Origin of the sequence: Streptomyces deccanensis (assembly GCF_022385335.1) — a bacterium.
In the GTDB taxonomy this organism is placed as follows: domain Bacteria; phylum Actinomycetota; class Actinomycetes; order Streptomycetales; family Streptomycetaceae; genus Streptomyces; species Streptomyces deccanensis.
The window spans coordinates 7,907,886-7,930,331 of the sequence record NZ_CP092431.1 but is presented as its reverse complement, the minus strand read 5'-3'; the positions used below and the strand labels follow the sequence as shown (position 1 = coordinate 7,930,331).

The following is a 22,446-nucleotide window of genomic DNA, read 5'->3' as shown; positions in this document are numbered from 1 at the left end:
ATCACCACCGTAAAGAATGGCGACACCGGCCCGAACGGCCCACAGGGATACGTCAGTCGCGCGCGGGTTCCGCCTCGGCGGTGGCGTCGCCGAACCGGCCGTCGAGCTTGGAGACCAGCCCGGTGACCTGACGGGCGATGTCGGGCGCGGTGAGCCCGATCTCGGCCAGGACCTCGGCGCGGGTGGCGTGGTCGAGGAAGCGCGGCGGGATGCCGAAGTCACGCAGCGGGAGGTCCACCCCGGCGTCCCGCAGCGCCTGGGCGACGGCCGAGCCGACGCCGCCGACGCGGGAGTTGTCCTCGACGGTGACGACGACGCGGTGCTTGTCCGCGAGCGGCGCCATGTGCTCGTCGACGGGCTTGACCCAGCGGGGGTCGACGACGGTCGTGGTGATGCCCTGCTTGTCGAGCAGGTCGGCGATCTCCAGGCACATCGGCGCGAGGGCGCCGACGGAGACGAGGAGCACGTCCGGGGTGTCGGTGCCGGGCTCGCGCAGCACGTCCATGCCGCCGACCCGGCGCAGGGCGGGCACGGCGGGGCCGACGGCGCCCTTGGAGAAGCGCACCACGGTCGGCGCGTCGGTGACCTCGACGGCCTCGCGCAGCTGGGCGCGGACCTGGTCGGCGTCGCGCGGGGCGGCCAGCCGGAGCCCCGGGACGACCTGGAGGATCGACATGTCCCACATGCCGTTGTGCGAGGCGCCGTCGGTGCCGGTGACACCGGCCCGGTCCAGGACGAACGTCACACCGCACTTGTGCAGGGCGACGTCCATCAGGACCTGGTCGAAGGCCCGGTTGAGGAAGGTGGCGTACACCGCGAAGACGGGGTGCAGACCGCCGGTGGCGAGGCCCGCCGCCGAGACCGCGCCGTGCTGCTCGGCGATGCCGACGTCGTAGACCCGCTCGGGGAAGGCCTTGGCGAACCGGTCGAGCCCGACCGGCTGGAGCATGGCCGCCGTGATGGCGACGATGTCCTCGCGCTCCTTGCCGAGCTTCACCATCTCCTCGCCGAAGACGGAGGTCCAGTCGGCGCCGGAGGAGGCGATGGGCAGACCCGTGTCCGGGTGGATCTTGCCGACGGCGTGGAAGCGGTCGGCCTCGTCCTGGAGGGCGGGCTGGTAGCCGCGGCCCTTCTCGGTGAGGCAGTGCACGATGACCGGTCCGCCGAAGCGCTTGGCGCGGGCGAGCGCGGACTCCAGGGCCTCGATGTCGTGCCCGTCGATCGGGCCGACGTACTTGAGGCCGAGGTCCTCGAACATGCCCTGCGGGGCGATGAAGTCCTTCAGCCCCTTCTTGGCGCCGTGCAGCGTCTCGTAGAGCGGCCGGCCGACGACCGGGGTGCGCTCCAGCAGGTCCTTGCCGCGGGCGAGGAACCGCTCGTAGCCGTCGGTGGTCCGCAGCGTGGCGAGGTGGTTGGCGAGGCCGCCGATGGTCGGCGCGTACGAGCGCTCGTTGTCGTTGACGACGATGACCAGCGGGCGGTCCTTGGCGTCGGCGATGTTGTTGAGCGCCTCCCAGGCCATACCGCCGGTCAGCGCGCCGTCGCCGATGACCGCGACCACGTGGTCGTCGCGTTTCAGCACCTGGTTGGCCTTGGCGAGGCCGTCGGCCCAGCCCAGTACGGTGGAGGCGTGGCTGTTCTCGATGACGTCGTGCTCGGACTCACCTTGCGAGGGGTAGCCGGACAGGCCGCCCTTCATCTTCAGCCTGGAGAAGTCCTGGCGGCCGGTCAGCAGCTTGTGGACGTAGGACTGGTGGCCCGTGTCCCACAGCACCTTGTCCTTGGGCGAGTCGAAGACCCGGTGCAGGGCGATGGTGAGCTCGACCACGCCGAGGTTCGGGCCGAGGTGGCCGCCGGTCTTCGACACCGCCTCCACGAGGAAGGTCCGGATCTCCTCCGCCAGCTGGTCCAACTCCTCCAAGCTGAGCCGGTCCAGATCGCGCGGTCCCCTGATGCGGGTCAGCAGCGGCACCCGTGCCTCCTTGCGATAGTGCTGTTCGAGCGTTACCGGGCTCGACGAAGTCTAATCTTCCGCGCACCGGGCCGACGGCCGGGCGGTCGAGTCCCGTGTCACGCGAATGGCCGTAAACCATCCTGCGCAGACGTACCCGTACGAAACGTCCGACAACAAGCGGAAGTGCCCGGCACCTTGGAGGCACCGGGCACATCAGCGCCCTGAAGGGGCGCGGGGAACTGCGCGACCAGCCACGACGGACCAGCACTCGCGGGCCCACCGCACCCCGACGGCGTCTAGGCGCGGCCGGCGGCCTTCTGGCTCCGCCGGCTGACGGAGTCGATGACGACCGCACCCAACAGCACCGCACCCGTGATCATGTACTGGATCGACGTGTTCATGTTCAGCAGGTCGAGACCCGTCTGAATCGACTGGATCACCAGCATGCCCAGCAGCGCCGACCACACCGACCCGCGCCCACCGAAGAGGCTGGTGCCACCGATGACCGCCGCGGCGATCGCGAGCATCAGCGTGTTGCCGCCACCGGCGGACAGCGTCGCACTCGCGGTCTGGCCGGCGAAGAACATGCCGCCGACCGCCGCGAAGCCACCGGAGATGGCGAACACGGTGATCCGGATCATCGGCACGTTGATACCGGCACGGCGGGCGGCCTCGATGCCGCCGCCGACCGCGAACACCTGACGGCCGTAGGTCGTGCGGCGCAGGACGAAGTCCACGATCACCAGCGCCGCGAGGAAGATCACCAGCGCGTTCGAGACACCGGACGCGTTGTTGAGCACGGCGGCGGCGGCGAAGGAGACGAGGGCGAGCGCGCCGACACGCAGCAGGATCTCGCTGGTCGGCCGGAACGGCACACCCGCGGCCCGACGACGGCGCTGCTCGTTGAGGTTGCCCACGAGGGAGAGCACCACGGCGAGCCCGGCGAGGATGTACGCGCCGATGATGGCCTGGTCCATGAAGAAGGAGCTCTGGCCGAGCAGCCGGACCGGGCCCTCGTCGGAGGGGATGTTGATGGTGCCGCTCTCACCCAGCAGCCACAGCATCAGGCCGTTCCAGCCGAGGAAGCCGGCCAGGGTGACGACGAAGGCGGGTACGCCGATCTTGGCGAAGAACCAGCCGTGCAGCGCGCCGATGGCGAGACCGGTGATGACCGCGAGGACCAGCGCCAACCAGGAGTTCATGCCCTCGTTCACCGCGAACACGGCGAACAGGGTGGAGGCCAGGCCGCTGACCGAACCCACGGACAGGTCGATCTCGCCGAGCAGCAGCACGAACACCAGGCCGATGGCGAGCATGCCGGTGGCCGAGAGGAAGTAGCTGATGTTCGAGAGGTTGTCGGCGCTGAGGAAACGATCGTTCTGGAGCTGGAAGATCGTCCAGATGACGATCAGGCCGATGACCACCGGCAGCGAGCCCAGCTCGCCGCCCTTCACCTTGCGCTTGAACTCGGTGACGTAGCCCTTGAGGCCCTCTTCGCGGACCAGCAGACGCGGGTCGACGACGGTGACCGGCGCGGCCGTGGGGTCGTCGGCGGGGGCGACCGTGGTCTGGCCGTCGGCTGCGGAATCGCTCTTCACGGTCTTGGACGTGTCGCTCACTTTGCCGCCTCCGTGGTGCGCCGCCCCGCACGACGGGTCACGGCGTTGTCCGTGGCACCCGTGATCGCGGCGATGATCTCTTCGTGACTGGTGTCCTTCACGGAGAAGGAGCCGTTGTTCTTGCCCAGCCGCAGAACGGCCACGGTGTCCGCGACCGCCTTCACGTCGGCCATGTTGTGGCTGATGAGGATGACGGCGAGGTTGCGCTCGCGCAGCCGTTCGACCAGGTCGAGGACCTGCGCGGTCTGCTCGACACCGAGGGCGGCGGTGGGCTCGTCCAGGATGACGAGCTTGGGGTCACCGATGAGGGCGCGGGCGATGGCGACGACCTGGCGCTGACCGCCGGAGAGGCTCGCGATCGGGATCCGAACGCTCGGGATCCGGATGGAGAGCGTGGACAGCAGCTCCCGGGAGTTCTTCTCCATCGTCACCTCGTCGATGACGCCCCGGTGCAGCAGCTCGCGACCGAGGTAGAGGTTGCCGACGACGTCGAGGTTGTCGCAGAGCGCGAGGTCCTGGTAGACCGTCGCGACACCGAGGCCCTGGGCGTCGTGCGGCTTGTTGATCTTGACCGGGTCGCCCTGCCACTCGATGACGCCCTCATCGATGGGGTGGACACCCGCGATGGTCTTGACCAGGGTGGACTTTCCTGCGCCGTTGTCGCCCACCAGGGCGACCACTTCACCGGCGTGGACCTCCAGCTCGACGTCGGTGAGTGCCTGCACCGCACCGAATCGCTTGGAGACTCCGCGCAACGCCAGCACGGGCGTAGCGGACACGTGAACCATCTCCTTCGCCGCCTGACCGGCGGGGATGCCGCGCCGGAAACCGGGCGCGGAGGATGTGCCGGCCCCGGGGGTGAGGGGCCGTCGCACAAGGCTTACAAGGTGAACATGCGTATGGCCGCTGCTCACTCGGCAGCGGTTCCGTCCGGCGCCCGCCCCGGAAGCGGGGTCTGAGGTGGGGCGGGCGCCGGACAGGTTCAGGTGGGCCGTGGGCGGTCGTGACGCGGTGACCGCCCGCGGCCCGGGCCCGAGTGACTACTCGAGGCCGGCCTCCTTGCAGGCCTTGGCGAACTCGGGGGTGCAGATGTCGGTGACCTTGTAGAGGCCGTCCTTGACCACCGTGTCGCTGATGTTGTCCTTGGTCACGGAGACCGGGGTCAGCAGCTTCGCCGGGACCTTGTCGCCGGACCCGCTGGTCACCTCGGTGTCGGCCAGGGACTTGATGTCCTTGTCCTCCAGCAGGTTGACCGCGAGCTCGGCGGCCGTGTCGGCCTCCGGCTTGTAGGCCTTGTAGACCGTGGAGGACTGCGTGCCGGCGACGATCCGCTGGATGGCGGCGAGTTCGGCGTCCTGGCCCGTCAGCGGAATGCCGCTGATCTTCGCGCCCTTGAGGGTGTTGGCGATGCCACCGGCCATGCCGTCGTTGGCGGCGTAGACGCCCGCGATGTTCTTGGCGCCCAGCTGGGTGATGGCCGCGGACATCTTCTGGGCGGCGACCGTGTCCTTCCAGAGGCCGGACTGCTCGTAGGCGATGTCGACCTTGCCGTCGAGGGCCTTGTGCGCGCCCTCCTTGAACTGACCGGCGTTCGGGTCCGCGTCGTCGCCGTTGATCATGACGACCTTGGCCTTCGGGGTCGCCTTGTCGCCGAGCGCGGCGAGGAGGGCCTCGCCCTGCAGCTCGCCGACCTTGACGTTGTCGAAGGAGACGTAGGCCGAGACCGGGCCCTGGGCCAGACGGTCGTAGGCGACGACCTTGACGCCCTTGTCCACCGCGGACTGGATGGAGGACTTGATGGCGGCGGAGTCCTGGGCGGAGACGACGATGACCTTGACGCCCTTGGTCACCATGGTGCTCATCTGCTGAGCCTGCTTGGTGGGGTCGGCGGCAGCGTTCGCGTACTCGACCTTGCAGTCGTCGCAGAGCTCCTCGACCTTGTCCTCGAAGTACGGACGGTCGAACTTCTCGTAGCGCGCGGTGACGTTGTCGGGCAGGAGCAGACCGATCGTCTTGCTGTCGCCACCGCTGCTGCCGCTGTCCGAGTCGTTGTCGTCGCCGGCCTTGCCACAGGCGGCCACGGAGAGCGCCAGCGAAACCGCGGTGGCGCCGATCACGACTCTACGCATCGTTGCGTTCATTTTGGGTTGTGCCTCCCTGACACGGGCCGCAGCACTGCGGCCGAGGTGGCTGGAAGTCAACTCGGCCACACGTGCGACGTCAAGAAGTAAATCCTTAACGGGTTGGCAACGGCGTGTTTCGTTCTCTAAGTGAAGACAGGGGTTGCCGCGGTGAGGGTCCCGTCCAAAAGGGTGGAATCACCCATCTCGCTGAGGGCCAGCGCCAGGGCCCCGAGGACCTCGGCACGGCCGCCAAGTGCCCCTGGCAGCACTGAGAGTTGACGTGCGGCACTCGGGATCGCGTACCGGCCGACCGACTCCCTTATGGGTCCGAGAACCAGCTCTCCGGCCTCGGCGAGATCGCCACCGAGGACCACGCGGCTCGGGTTCAACAAGTTGCAGAGATTGGCGACTCCACTTCCGATGTGTCGGCCGACGTCGGCGATCACCCGACGGCAGCCCGGGTCCCCGTCCCTCGCCAACCGTACGACCCCTTCCATGGTCAGGTCGGTGCCGTGGCTGGACTGGAGGAGCGGCAGCACATAGCGCGCGGCAGCGAAGGTCTCCAGGCAGCCGCGGTTGCCGCAGCGGCAGACCGGGCCGGATTCATCAAGAGTAATATGCCCGATTTCTCCCGCTGTGCCACCCGGGCCCCGGTAGATCTTGCCATCGATCACCAGTCCGGCACCAACGCCGCTGGAGACCTTGATGTAGGCCAGGTCCCGCACCCCCCGGCCGCTGCCCCAGACCAGCTCACCGAGGGCGCCGAGGTTGGCGTCGTTGTCCACGTGCACCGGGACGCCCAGGCGGTGCTGCATCTCGGCGGCGGGCTTGGTGCCGGTCCAGCCCGGCAGGATCGCGGTGGAGCCGAGCGTCCCGGACTCGACGTCGATCGGGCCGGGCACGCCGAGGCCCACCCCCGCGATCTTCGTACGGTCCACCCCGGTGGCCTCGACCAGGCGGGTGACCAGCTGCTCCGCCCGGTCGAAACCCTGGGTCGAGGAGGCGTCCACATCCAGCGGCTCGGCCTCCTCGGCGAGCACCTGATGGGCCAGATTCCCGATCGCGACGCGCAAATGCGTGTGCCCGAAGTCGACGCCGATCACGATTCCGGCGTCCCCGCTCAGCGAGACCGCACGCGCCCGGCGGCCACCCGCCGACGTGGGTGTGACCTCGACGGTTCCCCCGTCCTTGAGCTCGCGCACGATGTTGGAGACCGTGGCCGCGGACAGGCCGGTGGTCCTGGCGATCTCCGCCTGCGTGAGCGACCCGGCGAGACGCACCGCCCGTACGACGCGCTCGAGATTTGCTCGGTGCAGCGACGACTGCGACCCCGGAGTCTCCATCGACTCATCCACTCCCGTCCCGGACCGGGCGGCCCGCACGCCGCCCGGGTGACCCGGGTCACAGCCATAAGACCCGGCCCACTTACAAGTTGTGAACTCCAAGCTCCGCCGAACGGGTTACCGCAGTCAAGTCCTTGAGGGAAACTGGGGTCGCCGAATGACCACTAAATGTCACTCTGCGGCTACTTGGGGTCCCGGGAAGGGCTACTTGAGGGTGGCCGAGGTGAGGCCCGCCTGCACCTGGCGCTGGAAGGAGAGATAGACCACCAGCATGGGGATCATGGCGATGGTGACACCGGCGAACAGGACGGGCAGGTCGGAGGCGTAGCCCTGCTGCTGCTGGAGCTGGATGAGGCCCTGGGTGAGGACGTAGCGCTCGGGATCGTCTCCGCTCTGCGGCTGCATGAGGACCGTCGGCAGGATGAACTGGTTCCACTGCCCCAAGGTGTTGAAGATCCCGACGCTGATCAGTCCGGGCTTCGCCATCGGCAGCATGACCTGGAAGAACGTCCGGGTGTGCGAGGCCCCGTCGAGGATGGCCGCCTCGAACACCGCGGTGGGCAGCGTCCGGAAGAACGCGTGCATGAAGAACACGGTGAACGGCAGCGAGTAGGCGACGTACACCAGGATCAGCCCCTGGTAGGTGTTCAGCATGTCCAGCCGTTTGACCATGAAGAACAACGGCACCAGGGCCAGGAACACGGGGAACATCGCGCCGGCGACGAAGAAGTAGTACAGCAGCCGGTTGCCCCGGAACGGGTAGCGGGCCAGGACGTACGCGGCCATCGAGCCGAACAGCATGGTCAGCGGCACGGAGAAGACCAGCACGATGACCGTGTTGACGAAGTAGTCGCCGATGCCCTTGTCCCAGGCCCGGGAGAAGACGTCCAGGGTCCAGTTCTCGGGCCAGCCGAAGGCCGAGCCGCCGATCTGGGCGTCGGTCTTGAAGGAGCTGAGCACCAGCCACAGCAGCGGCAGCACGATCAGCAGGGCCCACAGGGCGAGGAAGCCGTGCGAGAAGACGTTCAGGACGACGCCTTCGCCGCGCTCGTCGCCGGGTCCGGTCCGGCCCTTGTCCACCGTCGGGCCGGTGGGGACCGAGTCGCCGCGCGAGGCGGTCTTGAGGGGTGCACTCATCTTCTGTCGTCTCTCCCGCTCAGAACTCGACGCGCTCGCGACGGGTGGCGCGCAGCATGACCACCGACACGATCAGGGTGAGGAGCAGCATCACGACGCCCATCGCGCAGGCGTAGCCGCTCCTGCCGTACAGCAGGAAGTTCCGCATCATCACGGTCGCCATGACCTCGCTGTGGTGGTCGGGGCCGCCGCCGTACTCCCCCGCGGTCATGGTCGAGACCAGGATGAACATGTCCATGGCCGCGATGCCGAGGTAGACCCAGGCGGTCTGCACGGAGTCCCACAGCAGCGGCAGGGTGATGCGGAAGAAGGTGTGGGCGCGGCCCGCGCCGTCGATCAGCGCGGCCTCGTAGATGTCGCGTGGGATGGCCTGCATGGCGGCGGAGAACAGCACGAGGTAGAAGCCGACGCCGTGCCAGACGACGACCAGGATGAGGGCCCAGAGCACCATGTTCGGCTCGTTCAGCCACTCGACGGGAGCGCTCTCGTCGACCAGCCCCAGCTTCATCAGCAGGCCGTTGACCATGCCGCCGCTGTCGCTGCGGTACACGGCGCCGAACAGCACCGCGAGGATCGCCAGCGACAGCACCTGCGGGAAGAAGTACACGATCTTGTAGAAGCCCGAGCCGGCGACCCCCGACACCCCGCCGGCCCGGCCGCGCCCGCCCGCGTTCAGCATGAACGCGAAGAACAGCGCGAGCAGGATGGTGATGACCGGGATGAACACCAGGAACAGGATGTTGTGCCAGATCGCCTGCAGGAAGATGTCGTCCTCGAACAACGCGGTGTAGTTGTCGAGGCCGATGAAGGAGAAGGTCTGCGACTGCCCCTTCCAGTCCGTCAGCGAATAGCCGAACGTCTGGATGTAGGGCCAGATCACGAAGATCAGATAAAGCGCCACGGGGGCCAGGAGAAACCCCGCGACGAACCGGTTCTGCCCTTTACGCATTGGCGTTTCCTGCCTCGGGTTCCATGAGACGAAAGGCGCGCCCCGTCCTTTCCGGGGCGCGGGGAACTGCGCGGTGAGCCACGACGGACCCGCAGCTCACCATGGCGCGCAGCTCCCTCGGCGCTCCGACGCCCCGCTAGTCCCGACGGTTCTTCTTGGATTCGGGGTCCTTCGCCTGCTTGTCCACCGCGGCCTGTGCCCGCTTGAGCCACTCGGCCGGCTGGATGCGCTTCGCCATCAGTTCGTTCGAGGCGTTCTGGATCGCCGTGTCCATCTCGCTGTACCACTCGGTGTAGAGGTAACGGAACGTGTTGTCGCCGGCGGCCTTGGATGCCTCGACCGTCGACTGGGTGCCCGGGCGCAGTTGTACGCCGGCGTCGACGCCGTCCTTGAGGATGGTCAGCGAGTTGGCCTCCTTGGCGAACAGCGTCGACCATTCCTTGGAGAGCATCATCCGCATGAATTCCTTGGCGGCCGGCAGGTTCTTGGCCTTGGCCGGGATGATGAACGGCTCGCCGGAGCCCGCCCGGATCGCCTCGAACGGCATCACGCTGTCCGGCAGCAGCGGCATCGGCATGAACTTCATGTCGAAGTCGTCCGGTGTCTGCTTCAGCTGCTCGTTCTCCAGCCAGGAGCCGGAGGTGATGAACACGGCCTTGTACTGGTTCCAGCGGGTCTGGGACTCGGTGTGGGTGAGGCCGTTGGTGCCGGGCATCAGATAGCCCTTCTCGACGACCTCGTAGATCGCCTCGACCCCGGCCTTCGCGGCGTCGGAGCCGACGAACGCCTTCGGGTCGAGGTTGTCGATCGCCTTCATGGCGTCCAGTCCGCCCGTCTTGGCGATCAGGTCCATGATGGCGACGTTGATGTAGTACGGGTACTTGCCCTGGTGGGCGAGGCCGCCGATGTCCTTGGCCTTGGCCTCCTTGCAGATGGTCAGGAAGTCGGCCCAGGTCTTGGGCTCCTCCCAGCCGTTCTCCTTGAACAGCTTGCCGGAGTACCACAGGCCCCACACCGTGTAGATGTAGTTGAGCGCGACGATCTTGTCCTCCTGCATGCCCGCGTCGAGCGTGCCGGGGATGAGGGTGTCGCGGACCTTCTTGGCCGGGTCGTCGACCGAGGGGGCGTCCAGCACCGCGGCGAGGTCGAGGAGCTGGTCGTTCTTGTAGAGGACGTCGATCGGGATCTGCTGGGCGCCGGAGTCGTCGACGATGTCCGGGGGGTTGCCCGCGTTGAACCGCGGCTGGAGCTTGCCGGTGATCTCCTGGGTGCCGGTGTGGGTGGAGGTGACTCCCCACTTCTTCTGGAACGCGGCCTCCCAGGCCTTGGCGTAGGCGTCGCCGTAGCCGCCCTTGAAGATGACGACGTCGAGCTTGCTGCCCTTCTTCACGCCGAAGGGATTGGACTCGGAGGTCTTGCCCTGACTGTCCTCGGAGGTGTCGTCCCCGCCTCCCCCGCTGGCGCACGCGGACAGGAAGCTCATCGTGGGGACGGTGATCAGGCCCAGCGCGGCGGAACGCTTGATCAGATCGCGGCGGCCGACGCCCTCGGGGTGGGTGGTGTCGGCGCCTTCGGGGCCGTGGTCGTGCTCGGCGGTAGTGGATCCCATGCTCAAGTCCTCGCCTTCTCCAGGACTCAGGCGGTGAACCGGATCCTCCCGGCACCGCGGTCGGTTCAAGCTGGGGTCGTGCGTGAGGATTCAACAGGGGCAAGACGGCGGTCGGCGCGCGGACACGTCCGCGACCACCGGTAATTCCCCCCAGGTAGTGCGTCCGCGGCTGTGCGACCACTATGCGGACGCCGACAGGTATAGTCCACTTCCCGCCAGGGGGGCAAGATCGAATGCAAGGTTCGTCTTCGGTCTTTTCCGAGTTGAGACCTCTCGGAAATATGAGCGACCTTGCGCCACCTGACCGGAAAATCCCCGCCATTCGCCCGGGATGACGCAGCCAACACCCTTGACATCACTCGCCACTTCAACCCCTACTGGTCCCCGCGTTGCAGACTCGACAACGTTGTCCTCTTTCGATCACTTCTTGATCGGAAACAGTCCGCAGGACGTAGGGAGGGTGCTCGCTGATGCGGCACAGACGGAGTTCCACGGCGGTGCTCGGCGCCGTCGCGTTCGCTCTGGTGGTGGCCTCGCAGGGCGCGGCCGTCGCGTTACCGGACCGACCGGCGGCCGGTGCCCGGGAGTTCGGCTCCTCGTTCGAACCGGACGACCCGGACCCCGACTGGATCAGCACGGTCGACACCGCGCCGGACGGCTCCCCCCGGGCCTCGGGGGTCGACGGCGGCTACACCACCGGCATCCCGGGCAACATCACCGACCGGGTCACCGGGGTCCGGGCCAGCGGCGAGAACACCGACGGCGGCGAGGTGAAGGAGAACCTCGTCGACGGCGAACCCGGCACCAAGTGGCTCACCTTCCAGCCCACCGGCTGGGCCGAGTTCGACCTCGCCGCCCCGGCCGAGGTGGTGACCTACGCGTTGACGTCGGCAAACGACTTCGAGACGCGCGACCCGAAGGACTGGGCCCTCAAGGGTTCCACCGACGGCAAGGAGTGGAAGACCCTCGACACCCGCTCCGGCGAGAGCTTCGCCGAACGGTTCCAGACGAAGTCGTACGACATCCCCCGCGACGCGGTGGCCGGGTACCGGCACTTCCGGCTCGACATCACCCGGAACAACGGCGCGTCGATGATCACCCAGCTCGCCGATGTGCAGTTCTCCACGGGCGGCGGGCAGGCGCCCCCGCCGAAGGAGATGCTCTCGCTGGTCGACCGGGGCCCGAGCGGATCCGCGACCGCGAAGTCCGGCGCGGGCTTCACCGGCAAGCGGGCCCTGCGGTACGCGGGCCGCCACACGGCGGACGGACCGGCCCACTCGTACAACAAGATCTTCGACGTGCACGTGGCCGTCGAACGCGACACCGAGCTGGCCTACCGGATCTTCCCGTCGATGGCGGACGGCGATCTGGACTACGCCGCGACCCACGTCTCGGTCGACCTGGTCTTCACCGACGGCACCTCCCTCAGCGAGCTGGGTGCGGTGGACAGCCACGGCTTCCCGCTCTCGCCGCGCGGGCAGGGCGCGGCGAAGGTGCTGTATGTCAACCAGTGGAACGACGTGGTCGCGCGGATCGGGTCGGTCGCCGCCGGCCGGACCGTGGACCGGATCCTGGTGGCCTACGACTCGCCCGAGGGCCCGGCGCGGTTCCGCGGCTGGCTCGACGACGTGACCCTGCGGGTCCGGGCGCCCGAGCGGCCGAAGGCACACCTGTCCGACTACGCGGTGACCACCAGGGGAACGAACTCCAGCGGCGGTTTCTCCCGCGGCAACAACTTCCCGGCGACGGCGGTGCCCCATGGCTTCAACTTCTGGACGCCGGTCACCAACGCGGGTTCGCTGAGTTGGCTGTACGACTACGCGCGCGCCAACAACGCGGACAACCTGCCGACCGTTCAGGCCTTCAGCGCCAGCCATGAGCCGAGTCCCTGGATGGGCGACCGGCAGACCTTCCAGGTGATGCCCTCGGCAGCCGCCGGAACACCCGAACTGAGCCGCACCACACGGGCGTTGGCCTTCCGGCACGAGAACGAGACGGCCCGGCCGTACTACTACGGGGTGCGCTTCGAGAACGGCGTCAGGGCCGAGATGGCGCCCACCGACCACGCGGCGGCGCTGCGCTTCACCTACCCCGGCGACGACGCGAGCGTGATCTTCGACAACGTGACCGACCAGGCGGGGCTGACCCTGGACAAGGACAACGGGGTCGTCACAGGATTCTCGGATGTGAAGTCCGGCCTGTCGGCGGGAGCGACCCGGCTCTTCGTGTACGGGGTCTTCGACGCGCCCGTCACGGACGGCGGCTCGACCGGGGTGAAGGGCCACCTCCGCTTCGACGCGGGCGCGGACCGTACGGTGACCCTCCGCCTCGCGACCTCCCTCATCAGCCTGGACCAGGCGAAGGACAACCTGCGCCAGGAGATCCCGGAGGGCACGTCCTTCGGAGCCGTGAAGAACCGGGCACGGGCGCAGTGGGACCGCGTGCTGGGGAAGGTGGAGGTCGAGGGCGCCACCCCCGACCAGCTGACCACGCTGTACTCCAACCTCTACCGGCTCTACCTGTACCCCAACTCCGGCTTCGAGAAGGTGGGTTCGACGTACAAGTACGCCTCGCCGTTCTCGCCCATGACCGGTCCGGACACCCCGACCCACACCGGCGCGAAGATCGTCGACGGCAAGGTCTACGTCAACAACGGCTTCTGGGACACCTACCGGACCACCTGGCCCGCGTACGCGCTGCTGACGCCCGGCAAGGCGGGTGAGATGGTCGACGGCTTCGTGCAGCAGTACAAGGACGGCGGCTGGACCTCCCGGTGGTCCTCCCCCGGCTACGCGGACCTGATGACCGGCACCTCGTCGGACGTGGCGTTCGCGGACGCATACGTCAAGGGTGTCGACTTCGACGCGAAGTCGGCGTACGAGGCGGCCCTGAAGAACGCCACCGTCGTACCACCGTCGGCGGGCGTCGGCCGCAAGGGCATGGCCACCTCCCCCTTCCTCGGCTACACCTCCACCGACACCCACGAGGGCCTGTCCTGGGCCCTGGAGGGCTACCTCAACGACTACGGCATCGCGCGCATGGGTCAGGCGCTGTACCGGGAGACCGGCGAGAAGCGCTACCGGGAGGAGGCGGCGTACTTCCTCAACAGGGCCCGCAACTATGTCGAGTTGTTCGACACGAAGGCCGGCTTCTTCCAGGGCCGGGACGGCACCGGTGCCTGGCGGGTCGACTCCGCGGCCTACGACCCCCGGGTCTGGGGCCACGACTACACGGAGACCAACGGCTGGGGATACGCCTTCACCGCGCCGCAGGACAGCAAGGGCCTGGCCAACCTGTACGGCGGTCGCGGCGGGCTGGCGAAGAAGCTGGACACCTACTTCTCCACCCCGGAGACGGCCTCCCCCGACCTCATCGGCTCCTACCCCGGCGTCATCCACGAGATGACCGAGGCCCGGGACGTCCGGATGGGCATGTACGGCCACTCCAACCAGGTCGCCCACCACGCGATCTACATGTACGACGCCGCCGGGCAGCCGTGGAAGGCCCAGGAGAAGGTCCGCGAGGTGCTCTCCCGCCTCTACGTGGGCAGCGGCATCGGCCAGGGTTACCACGGCGACGAGGACAACGGAGAGCAGTCCGCCTGGTACCTCTTCTCCGCGCTCGGCTTCTACCCGCTGGTGATGGGCAGCGGCGAATACGCCGTCGGCTCCCCGCTGTTCACCAAGGCGACCGTCCACCTGGACAACGGCAGGGACCTGGTGGTCGAGGCCCCGAGGAACAGCGCCAGGAACGTGTACGTGCAGGGACTGAAGGTCAACGGCAAGGCCTGGACGTCGACTTCGCTGCCGCACTCGCTCATCTCGCGCGGCGGTGTGCTGACGTTCGACATGGGGCCGCGGCCCTCCCGCTGGGGCACGGGCGAGAGCGCCGCTCCGGTGTCGATCACGAAGGACGACAAGGTGCCCGCCCCTCGTGCGGACGCCATCGAGGGCGAGGGGGCGCTGTTCGACGACACGTCGTCGACGAAGGCCGCCGTGGGGACGGTGGCGCTGCCGACTCCCGCCCGGACCAAGGCGGTTCAGTACACGCTGACCTCCGCCGACCGCGCCGAGGCCCCGGACGGCTGGACCCTGCAGGCCTCCACGGACGGCACGACCTGGAAGACCCTCGACAGACGCTCCGGCGAGTCCTTCGCCTGGGACCGCCAGACCCGGGCCTTCTCCGTCCCGGCCCCGAGGGCGTACGACCACTACCGGCTCGTCCTCGACGGGACGGCGACGCTCGCGGAGGTGGAGCTGCTGTCCTGACCGTGGCCGGGGCCCCGGGCCAACCGGCTTGACTTGGTTGCCCGTTGGAACGATAGAGTCTTGTCCAGACCACTCGACAACGTTGTCCTGCCGAGGGGTCCCACAGCCGCACTCCCACCGCGCCCGGTCTCCCCCGTACCGGGTCGCGGCTCGCGGACCGGGTGGGCACGCACCGCCCGCCCACCCGGTCCGCCCCGAGCACGGCACCCGCCCCCGCACAGGGCCGGTGCCGCCGATCGGGCCGATCGCGCCGGGCTCAGCCCACCCGGCAGGGCAGCGTGGTCGCGGGATCACCTCCCGACCCCTGCACCACGTATCCGAAGTTCGCGGTTTCACCTGGATCCAGTGACCCGTTCCAGTTCGCGTTGTGCACCATCACGTTCTGCCCGGTGTAGGTCGCGCTGCCGCTCCACAGGCTGTCGACCTTCTGCCCGGCGGGCAGCGTCCAGTTGACCATCCAGCCGAGCATCGGCACGTCGCCGGTGTTGGTGACGACGACCTCGGACTGGTAGCCACCGTTCCAACTGCCCGTCGTACGGCGGGTCGCGGAGCACTCGCCCGGCACCGGCTCGGTGGGGTTGCCGGGCTCCTTGATGCCGGTCACCTCGCCGTTGCCGCCGTCGAAGACGACGTCGGAGCAGGAGTAGAAGGTCTCCTGGCTGTCCGAGCGCTGCCAGACCATGTAGATGAGGTGGCGGCCCGACTTGTTCGCGGGCAGCTGGCCCCGCCAGGAGTAGTTGGCCTCGACCGTGCCCGGGCTGCCGTTCAGCGGCGGGTGGTCGACACTCAGGAACGGCTGTGCCTCCATGTCGTTCCAGGTGAGTGTCTTCGTCGGGTCGAAGCCGTCCTTGGTGATGTAGACGTAGAACCAACCCGGGTGCGCCGCCCACGCGTTGTACGAGAAGTCGACGGTCGCGCCGGAGGTGAGGTGGGTCAACGGCCAGTCGGCGCTGGGGGTGTTGAACCCGGTGAAGTTGGTGTTGCCCCCGCTGCACAGCTGACCGTCCGGGACAAAGCCGCGGGTGCGGCCGGCGCCGTCCGAGCGGAGCACCGAGAACCAGTTGTAGAACGGGGTCGTGCCGCTGATCTGCTGCGCGGAACGACAGGCCGGGTTGATCGGTTTGATCTCCCCGGTGTCGGTCAGCCCGTCCTGCCAGCACAGGAACGTGCGACTGCCGGGCTTCATCGGGGTGCCGTGCGCCTCCGCCTTGCCGCTGCCGGCGGTGACGACGAGACCGAGCGCCGGGATCGTGGTGACGAGGGCGAGCAGGACGAGGAGGAGGGCTCTGTGGTGTCGGGGCAGCCTTAATCGTCGATTTGTTGCGTGCATGACAAGATCTCCTTGCGTGTACGGCTTGGAGGTGGGGGGAATGTGCGCGTACCGATGTGCCGGTGCCGATGTGAAGGTGGCGGTGCGGAGGTGCCCGTACGGAGGTGCCGGTGCGGAGGCGTCCCGTACGGATGGGTGGTGTGGGTGGGAGCGGATCCAGGGGTGACGGGTTCCGGTCCGCCACGCCACAGGTGGGAGCGCTCCCACCCCACCTGCTTCGGAAGCTAGCGCGCGCCGCCGTGCTTGTAAACGGCTGTCACGTACCCATGCGCGGGGCCTGTCCGAGTCCGGAGCCGGCGGGGTGCTGGTGGTGCTGGTGACTCACCCGGCCTTTCTCCAGGGGCGTTCGGCCTGGAGCCGGGCGGTCGTCAGCAGTCGGCGGGTGAGCTTCGCGTGCGTGCCGGTGCCCAGGGCGAGCAGGCGGTACAGGCCGCCGGCCGGGCCGGGGAAGACGGCACGGGTCTCGGCGCGGAGCCTGGTGTGGTCCGGTCCCGCCGCGTCGAGGTGGAAGGTCAGGGTGTAGGAGGAGAAGCGGTGGCGGCCCAGGAGGGTCAGTCGCTCGGCCGGGATCGCGGTCAGCGTGCGGAAGCCGGGGAACGTCGTCTCACCCTCGACGGGCGGGCGCGGACCGGCCGCCGTGCGGTCGGCGCAGCCCACGAGCCTGGCGTAACGGACCGCGGCGGGGCGGGAGAAGGCCCAGTCGAGCGCCTCGGCCAGGGCCCACCAGACCTCGTCGGCGTCCGCCTCGACGAGGATCGTGTGCTCGTCGACGTACGGGAGCGGGGTGCGGCGGCGCGTCGGTGCATCCATGGGTGCCAGTCTTGGCCCTCCGGCGCCCCGTTCGCCAGGGGTGCCGGGCGGCGAACGTGCGCGTCTGGTTCGGGGGTCGCGTGAACGTGGCTGTGCGTGTGAGCGGCTCTGCGTGTGTACGGCTGCGTGGGCTTCGCGTGTAGGGCGGGTCCGACCTGTCAGCCGGGTCAGTCGTCCGGGAGCTGGTCCCGGAGGGTCTTCGCGGTGTCGGTGACCTGTTGGAGTTGGCTCGCGGTGAGGCGGCGCAGTTCCCAGATGAGTTCGGCGATGCCGGGCGCGTCGAGCTTCGGTGTGCTGGGGGTGGTGGGCAGGGGGATGCCGGTCAGCGCGGAGAGGTCGTCGGCGGGGATGTCGAGCAGGGCCGCGTAGTCCGCCAACAGGTCCGGGGTGAGGGGTTTGCGGCCGTGGCCCACCTGGCCGAAGGTGGAGGCCGCCCAGTACCGGTCGGTGACCGTCCAGAAGGTCTTGGCCGTGGCAGGCCAGTCGAGATTCCGGTTCTCCAGCAGGCGCATGAGCAGGGCGCCGGGCCCCGGAGGGTAGCGGCGGGCCGGAGGGGTTTCCGGGACGGGCCGGGTGCGTTCCGCCTGGGGCAGGGCCACGACGAATCGGTGCAGCGTGTGGCACTGCGCCGGCGGGAGACCGGTGGCTTCGCGAAGGACACGGGGGACTTCACGTCCGGCCGTCGCGTCCGGAGGAGCGAGGTCGTCGGGGGCGTCGACACCGGCGATCGCGAAGACGTCCGCGGTGTGGAGGCCGAGGGCGGGTGCGAGGCGCCGTAGAAGGAGCGGCGCCGGTGCTTCGCCGCCGTGGAGGACGGCGGTCAGCTCTGCCCCGGGGGCATCGGCGAGCCGGGTCAAGGTGGCCGCTCGCAGCCCCCGGCGATCGAGCAGCCGCCGTAACCGCGCACCGAAGTCGTGTTCCCCCACCATCGCGCCAGCGTAGTCCGACGATCAGACGACCGGTGGCCTGGCTGGCCCTGGTCGAGCGGGGAGCGGGAGACCTCGACGGTGGTGACGGCGACACGGCCGAGGGGTCGCCGTCGGCGCCGGATGACGACCGCGCGCAGGCGCAGGCGGCCACGGTGAGGCCGACGCCCGCGACCACGGTCCGCACCTGGAGGCCGTCGTGGGCGGGCAGCATCCCGTCGGGAACGACGGCGTGCAGGGGGGCAGCCGCGTGCTGCGTGCGGCGTGCGGGGCGCTGTGCCCGTCGGGCACCCGACAGGCACAGCGGCGCACCTCCGGGGCCACGGCGAGCAGTTCGGTGAGCCCGGGTTCGTCGTCGGCGATGAGGACGCGGACTCGGCCGTTCGGGGTCGCGGAGGTGCCGGCCATGTCCTGATCCTGTCCCCGTCACCTGACGGAACCTTGCGTTCCGGCCGATCCGGAGCCGTGCGGTGCGGTCGGCGGGGCGGGGACGGTGCCCCCCACGGAGACGTACAGAAGCTTCCAACTGCCCTGACCGAAAGGGGCGTTGGCACGGATCGGCCACAGGAAGCCCTTGAGCCGCTCTCGGCGCGCCACTCACTCTGATCCCTGGCTTCCGGCCAGCAGGCCGGAGGCCTACGTCAGCGTTTCAGGGGAGGACGCACCACCCATGCGAAGACTCCACACCCTCGGTGCCGTCGCGGGAGCGGCCGGTCTGCTCGCGGCGGCGATCACGCCCGCGACGGCGGACCCCGGCACGAGCACAGCCACGAGCACGAGCACGAGTACCGGCACCTCAAGTGCCCCCACCACCCGGACCGTCACGCTCATCACCGGCGACACCGTCTCGCTCACCGCAGGACCGGACGGCAAGCACGCGGTCGACGTACGGCGCGGCGCGGGCCGGGAGGCCGCCACGTTCCTGTCGAGCGAACGGGACGGCGAGGTCAGCGTCCTGCCGACGGACGCCGTCCCGCTGGTACGGGCAGGCCGCCTCGACCCGGCACTCTTCAACGTCACCCGGCTGGTGAAGCAGGGGTACGACGACGACAGGACCCGCGCCACTCCGCTGATCGCGACGTACGCGAAGGGCAGGGCCACCCCCGAAGGCGCCCGTCGCACGCTGGCGTTGCCCGGGATCGACGGTGCGGCGCTGAGCGCGGAGAAGTCGACCGCGTTGTGGGCGGACATCGCCCCCGCCCTCGGCACCGAGCCCACCACGAAGGCCGCGCGGCAGTTCGGTGGCGGCATAGACAAGCTCTGGCTGGACGCCCAGGTGAAGGTGTCCCTGGAGACGAGCGTCCCGCAGATCGGCGCGCCCGAGGTGTGGCGGTCGGGCCACGACGGCAAGGGGGTCAAGGTCGCGGTCCTGGACACGGGCGTGGACACCGGGCACCCGGACCTCGCGGGCCGGGTCGCCGAGTCCCGGACGTTCGTCCCCGAGCAGTCGGTGCAGGACGGCCACGGGCACGGCACCCATGTGGCGTCCACGATCGCCGGCTCCGGCGCGGCCTCGGACGGCCTGCGCAAGGGCGTGGCGCCGGGCGCGGAGCTGCTGGTCGGCAAGGTGCTGGGCGACGACGGCCGGGGCCAGTCCTCCTGGATCATCGCGGGCATGGAGTGGGCCGCGAACTCCGGCGCGAAGATCGTCTCCATGTCGCTGGGCGGCACCGCGACCGGCCCCTCCGACGTGCTCAGCGAGACCGTCGACGAGCTGTCCGCGTCCACCGGCGCCCTGTTCGTGATCGCGTCGGGCAACTCGGGCCCCGGCGAGCAGACCGTGGGCACCCCGGGCATCGCCGACTCGGCGCTCACCGTGGGCGCGGTCGACAAGTCGGACCGGCTGGCCTCGTTCTCCGGACGTGGACCGCGCCCCGGTGACTTCGCGGTCAAGCCGGAGATCACCGCACCGGGCGTGGGCATCACCGCGGCCCGTGCCGCCGGCACCGCCATGGGGACGCCGGTCGACGACCACTACACGGCGGCCAACGGTACGTCGATGGCGACCCCGCATGTCGCGGGCGCGGCGGCGCTGGTCGCGCAGGCGCATCCGGACTGGACGGGCGAGCGGATCAAGCAGGCCCTGGCCAGCACGGCGAAGACGAACGCCGACGACTCCGTGTTCGAGCAGGGCGACGGACGGGTCGACGTCGTACGAGCCGTCGGACAGAACGTCTTCGCGACCCCGGCGCTGAGCTTCGGCAAATTCGAGGACGGCGACACGGAGACCGCGACCAAGGACATCACCTACACCAACACCACCGACAAAGCGGTGGAGTTGAAGATCTCGTCGTCGCTCGCCGACGTCACCCCGGCCGACGGTACGGTGACCGTGCCCGCGCGGGGCAGCGCCACACTCCCGGTCGGCGTCGACCCCGCGGAAAAGGCCGAAGGCCGGTACGCGGGCCACATCACGGCGACCGCCGACGACGGCGTACGGGTCACCACGGGCGTCGGCTTCGAGAAGGCACCGAAGACGCACGACCTCGCCGTCTCCCTCCTGGGCCGGGACGGCAAGGCGCCCACCGGCGGGTCGATCTACACGCTCATGGAGCTGAACGGCGCCCACCCCGACGAGTACGGCTTTATCGGCGCAGGTTGGACCTGGCAGGTCCCGGCCGGCACCTACTCCATGTCGACCTGGATCCCGGACCGCGACGCGGGCGGCACCGTCGTCGGCACCTCGGTGGTCGTCAGCCCCGAGATCAAGGTGAACGGGGACACCAAGGTCGTCCTGGACGCCCGCAAGGCGGTGGAGATCAAGCCGAAGACGAAACAGGACTCCGAGTTCCAGGGCTTCAGCACCAATGTGCACCGTGAAGGGCCGGGCGGCGGCTGGGGGCTGACGTACAGTCAGGGCTGGTGGACCGACCACGTCTATGTCACACCGACCGAGCGGGTCACCGAGGGCAGCCTGGAGTTCTCCGCCAAGTTCCGGCTGTACGCCAAGGAGTTGACGGCGAGCGTCACCAGCCCGGAGAAGACCGAACTGTCCTCGCTCTACTACTCGCAGACCTACGAGGACTTCCCGCTGAAGATCAGTGGTGAGCACAAGGTCCGTGCGGTGGACGCGGGCGGCGGCACCGAGGCCGACTTCGCGGGGCTCGACGTCAAGGGCAAGGTGGCGGTGGTCAGGGTCGGCGCGGCGGACCGCGCACAGAGCGCTCTGGACAACGCGACCAAGGCCGGTGCGGGTTACCTCATCGTGTACCGCGACAAGCCCGGCTTCTGGATCGAGGCCGTGGACCGCGCCACCACCGTCCCGCTGATGATCGCCACCGGTGAGGAGGGTGCCGGGCTCACCGCTCTGCTGAGGACCGGCAAGAAGGTCACGCTGAAGCTGGGCGGCACCCCGGTCAGCCCGTACGCCTACAACCTGCTCGCCGCGGACAGCGGCGCCATCTCCGCCGACCAGACGTACACGCTGGACACCTCCAACACGGTGAAGCGGAAGGCCCGTTACCACGGGGCCATGGCCGGCGAGATCGGCGCGGACGCCCTGTACACCTTCCGCCCCTGGCAGCTCTTCGGGGTCGAGACCAGCGACCACATGCAGCTGGGCACGGAACGCGACGAGTACTACTACGTCGACCCCGACACCCGTACCTGGCACGTCGTCTACCCGAACTGGGACACGCTCAGGGGCCAGTGGAGCCCGCTGCGGACCTTCACCGCACCGGGCAAGGAGCCCACGGAGAGCTGGCTGCGCCAGGTCGTCCGCCCCGGGACCAGCGCGGAGTACGGCCTCTCCACCCGCACCGGGGACAAACTCACCTTCTCCGTCGCGGAGTTGACCGACTCCACACCGGGCCACTACGGCTACATCGACGGCACCGACAACACCGGCAAGGGCAGGCTCTACGCGGACGGGAAACTGGTCGGCGACTCGACGCTCGGCGGCTACGGCGTCTTCGACGTGGCGGCGGACAAGGCCTCGTACCGCTTCGAGCTGGATGTGCAGCGCCGGGCGGCCTGGGCCAGGTACTCCACGAGCACGCACACCGAGTGGACCTTCGCCTCGGCGCACACCGCCGCCGAGACGGCCCTGCCGCTGCTCACGGTCGGCATCGCCCCGCAGGGCCTCGACCTCCTCAACCGGGCCCGGCGCGGGCAGGAGGTGCGGGTCGACCTGCCGCTCGCGAACCAGCTGGGGAGCGTGCAGGCGAGCGCTATGGAGGCCTGGGTCTCCTACGACGACGGCACGTCCTGGAAGAAGGTGAAGGTCAAGGGCGGCACGGCACGCTTCAAGCCGGCGAAGGGCGCCGAGTCGGTGTCGCTGCGGGTGCGGGCCACCGACCGTGACGGCAACGGCATCGACCAGACCGTGCTGCGCGCGTTCGGTCTGAGGTAGCCACCGGGTCCCTTCGGTTCCTCAGCC

Annotated in this window: 13 protein-coding genes; 2 read left to right on the top strand and 11 right to left on the bottom strand. The window is 69.2% G+C overall.

The features are described from left to right. Positions 1 to 52: 52 nt before the first annotated feature. From dxs to ngcE, 8 genes are all read right to left on the bottom strand, one after another. The gene (gene dxs / locus L3078_RS35105; RefSeq protein WP_239757949.1) at positions 53 to 1,972 is read right to left on the bottom strand and encodes a 1-deoxy-D-xylulose-5-phosphate synthase; all 1,920 of its coding nucleotides are present in this window, start codon (positions 1,970 to 1,972) and stop codon (positions 53 to 55) included. Positions 1,973 to 2,250: 278 nt separating this feature from the next. Then, the gene (locus L3078_RS35100; RefSeq protein ID WP_239757948.1) at positions 2,251 to 3,573 is read right to left on the bottom strand and encodes a sugar ABC transporter permease; all 1,323 of its coding nucleotides are present in this window, start codon (positions 3,571 to 3,573) and stop codon (positions 2,251 to 2,253) included. Then, positions 3,570 to 4,361: an ATP-binding cassette domain-containing protein gene (locus tag L3078_RS35095; protein ID WP_078853670.1), complete on the bottom strand. Its 792-nt coding sequence runs from the start codon at positions 4,359 to 4,361 to the stop codon at positions 3,570 to 3,572. Before L3078_RS35095 ends, L3078_RS35100 begins: the two co-directional genes overlap by 4 nt. A gap of 252 nt (positions 4,362 to 4,613) precedes the next feature. Beyond that, positions 4,614 to 5,702: a sugar ABC transporter substrate-binding protein gene (locus L3078_RS35090; protein WP_239757947.1), complete on the bottom strand. Its 1,089-nt coding sequence runs from the start codon at positions 5,700 to 5,702 to the stop codon at positions 4,614 to 4,616. A gap of 137 nt (positions 5,703 to 5,839) precedes the next feature. Further along, positions 5,840 to 7,039: an ROK family transcriptional regulator gene (locus L3078_RS35085; protein ID WP_239757946.1), complete on the bottom strand. Its 1,200-nt coding sequence runs from the start codon at positions 7,037 to 7,039 to the stop codon at positions 5,840 to 5,842. 204 nt (positions 7,040 to 7,243) lie between these two features. Beyond that, a complete protein-coding gene (locus tag L3078_RS35080) occupies positions 7,244 to 8,176 on the bottom strand; it encodes a carbohydrate ABC transporter permease (RefSeq protein WP_239757945.1) in 933 nt (310 codons plus the stop codon). Between the two features lie 19 nt (positions 8,177 to 8,195). Then, positions 8,196 to 9,125: a carbohydrate ABC transporter permease gene (locus tag L3078_RS35075; RefSeq protein ID WP_239757944.1), complete on the bottom strand. Its 930-nt coding sequence runs from the start codon at positions 9,123 to 9,125 to the stop codon at positions 8,196 to 8,198. 136 nt (positions 9,126 to 9,261) lie between these two features. Next, entirely contained in the window at positions 9,262 to 10,734 is a 1,473-nt protein-coding gene (gene ngcE / locus L3078_RS35070) for an N-acetylglucosamine/diacetylchitobiose ABC transporter substrate-binding protein (protein WP_239757943.1), read from the bottom strand. Positions 10,735 to 11,204: 470 nt separating this feature from the next. Here ngcE and L3078_RS35065 point away from each other — a divergent pair, with 470 nt between their 5' ends. After that, positions 11,205 to 15,002 carry a GH92 family glycosyl hydrolase gene (locus tag L3078_RS35065; RefSeq protein ID WP_239757942.1) on the top strand — a complete coding sequence of 1,266 codons (3,798 nt, stop codon included), beginning with the start codon at positions 11,205 to 11,207 and terminating at the stop codon, positions 15,000 to 15,002. Between the two features lie 256 nt (positions 15,003 to 15,258). Here the strand turns inward: L3078_RS35065 and L3078_RS35060 are convergent, their stop codons facing one another. The 3 genes from L3078_RS35060 to L3078_RS35050 all read right to left on the bottom strand — a co-directional run bounded on the left by L3078_RS35060 (position 15,259) and on the right by L3078_RS35050 (position 18,071). Next, positions 15,259 to 16,332 (bottom strand): lytic polysaccharide monooxygenase auxiliary activity family 9 protein, encoded by a 1,074-nt coding sequence (locus L3078_RS35060; protein WP_239757941.1) that lies wholly within the window; start codon positions 16,330 to 16,332, stop codon positions 15,259 to 15,261. A 321-nt stretch (positions 16,333 to 16,653) separates the two neighbouring features. Further along, positions 16,654 to 17,142: a hypothetical protein gene (locus tag L3078_RS35055; RefSeq protein ID WP_239757940.1), complete on the bottom strand. Its 489-nt coding sequence runs from the start codon at positions 17,140 to 17,142 to the stop codon at positions 16,654 to 16,656. Between the two features lie 167 nt (positions 17,143 to 17,309). Then, positions 17,310 to 18,071: a hypothetical protein gene (locus L3078_RS35050; RefSeq protein ID WP_239757939.1), complete on the bottom strand. Its 762-nt coding sequence runs from the start codon at positions 18,069 to 18,071 to the stop codon at positions 17,310 to 17,312. A 667-nt stretch (positions 18,072 to 18,738) separates the two neighbouring features. On the opposite strand from L3078_RS35050, the gene L3078_RS35045 reads away from it, so the two are divergent. Next, on the top strand, positions 18,739 to 22,419 hold the full coding sequence (locus tag L3078_RS35045; RefSeq protein ID WP_239757938.1) for a S8 family serine peptidase: 3,681 nt from the start codon (positions 18,739 to 18,741) through the stop codon (positions 22,417 to 22,419). Positions 22,420 to 22,446: the final 27 nt, after the last annotated feature.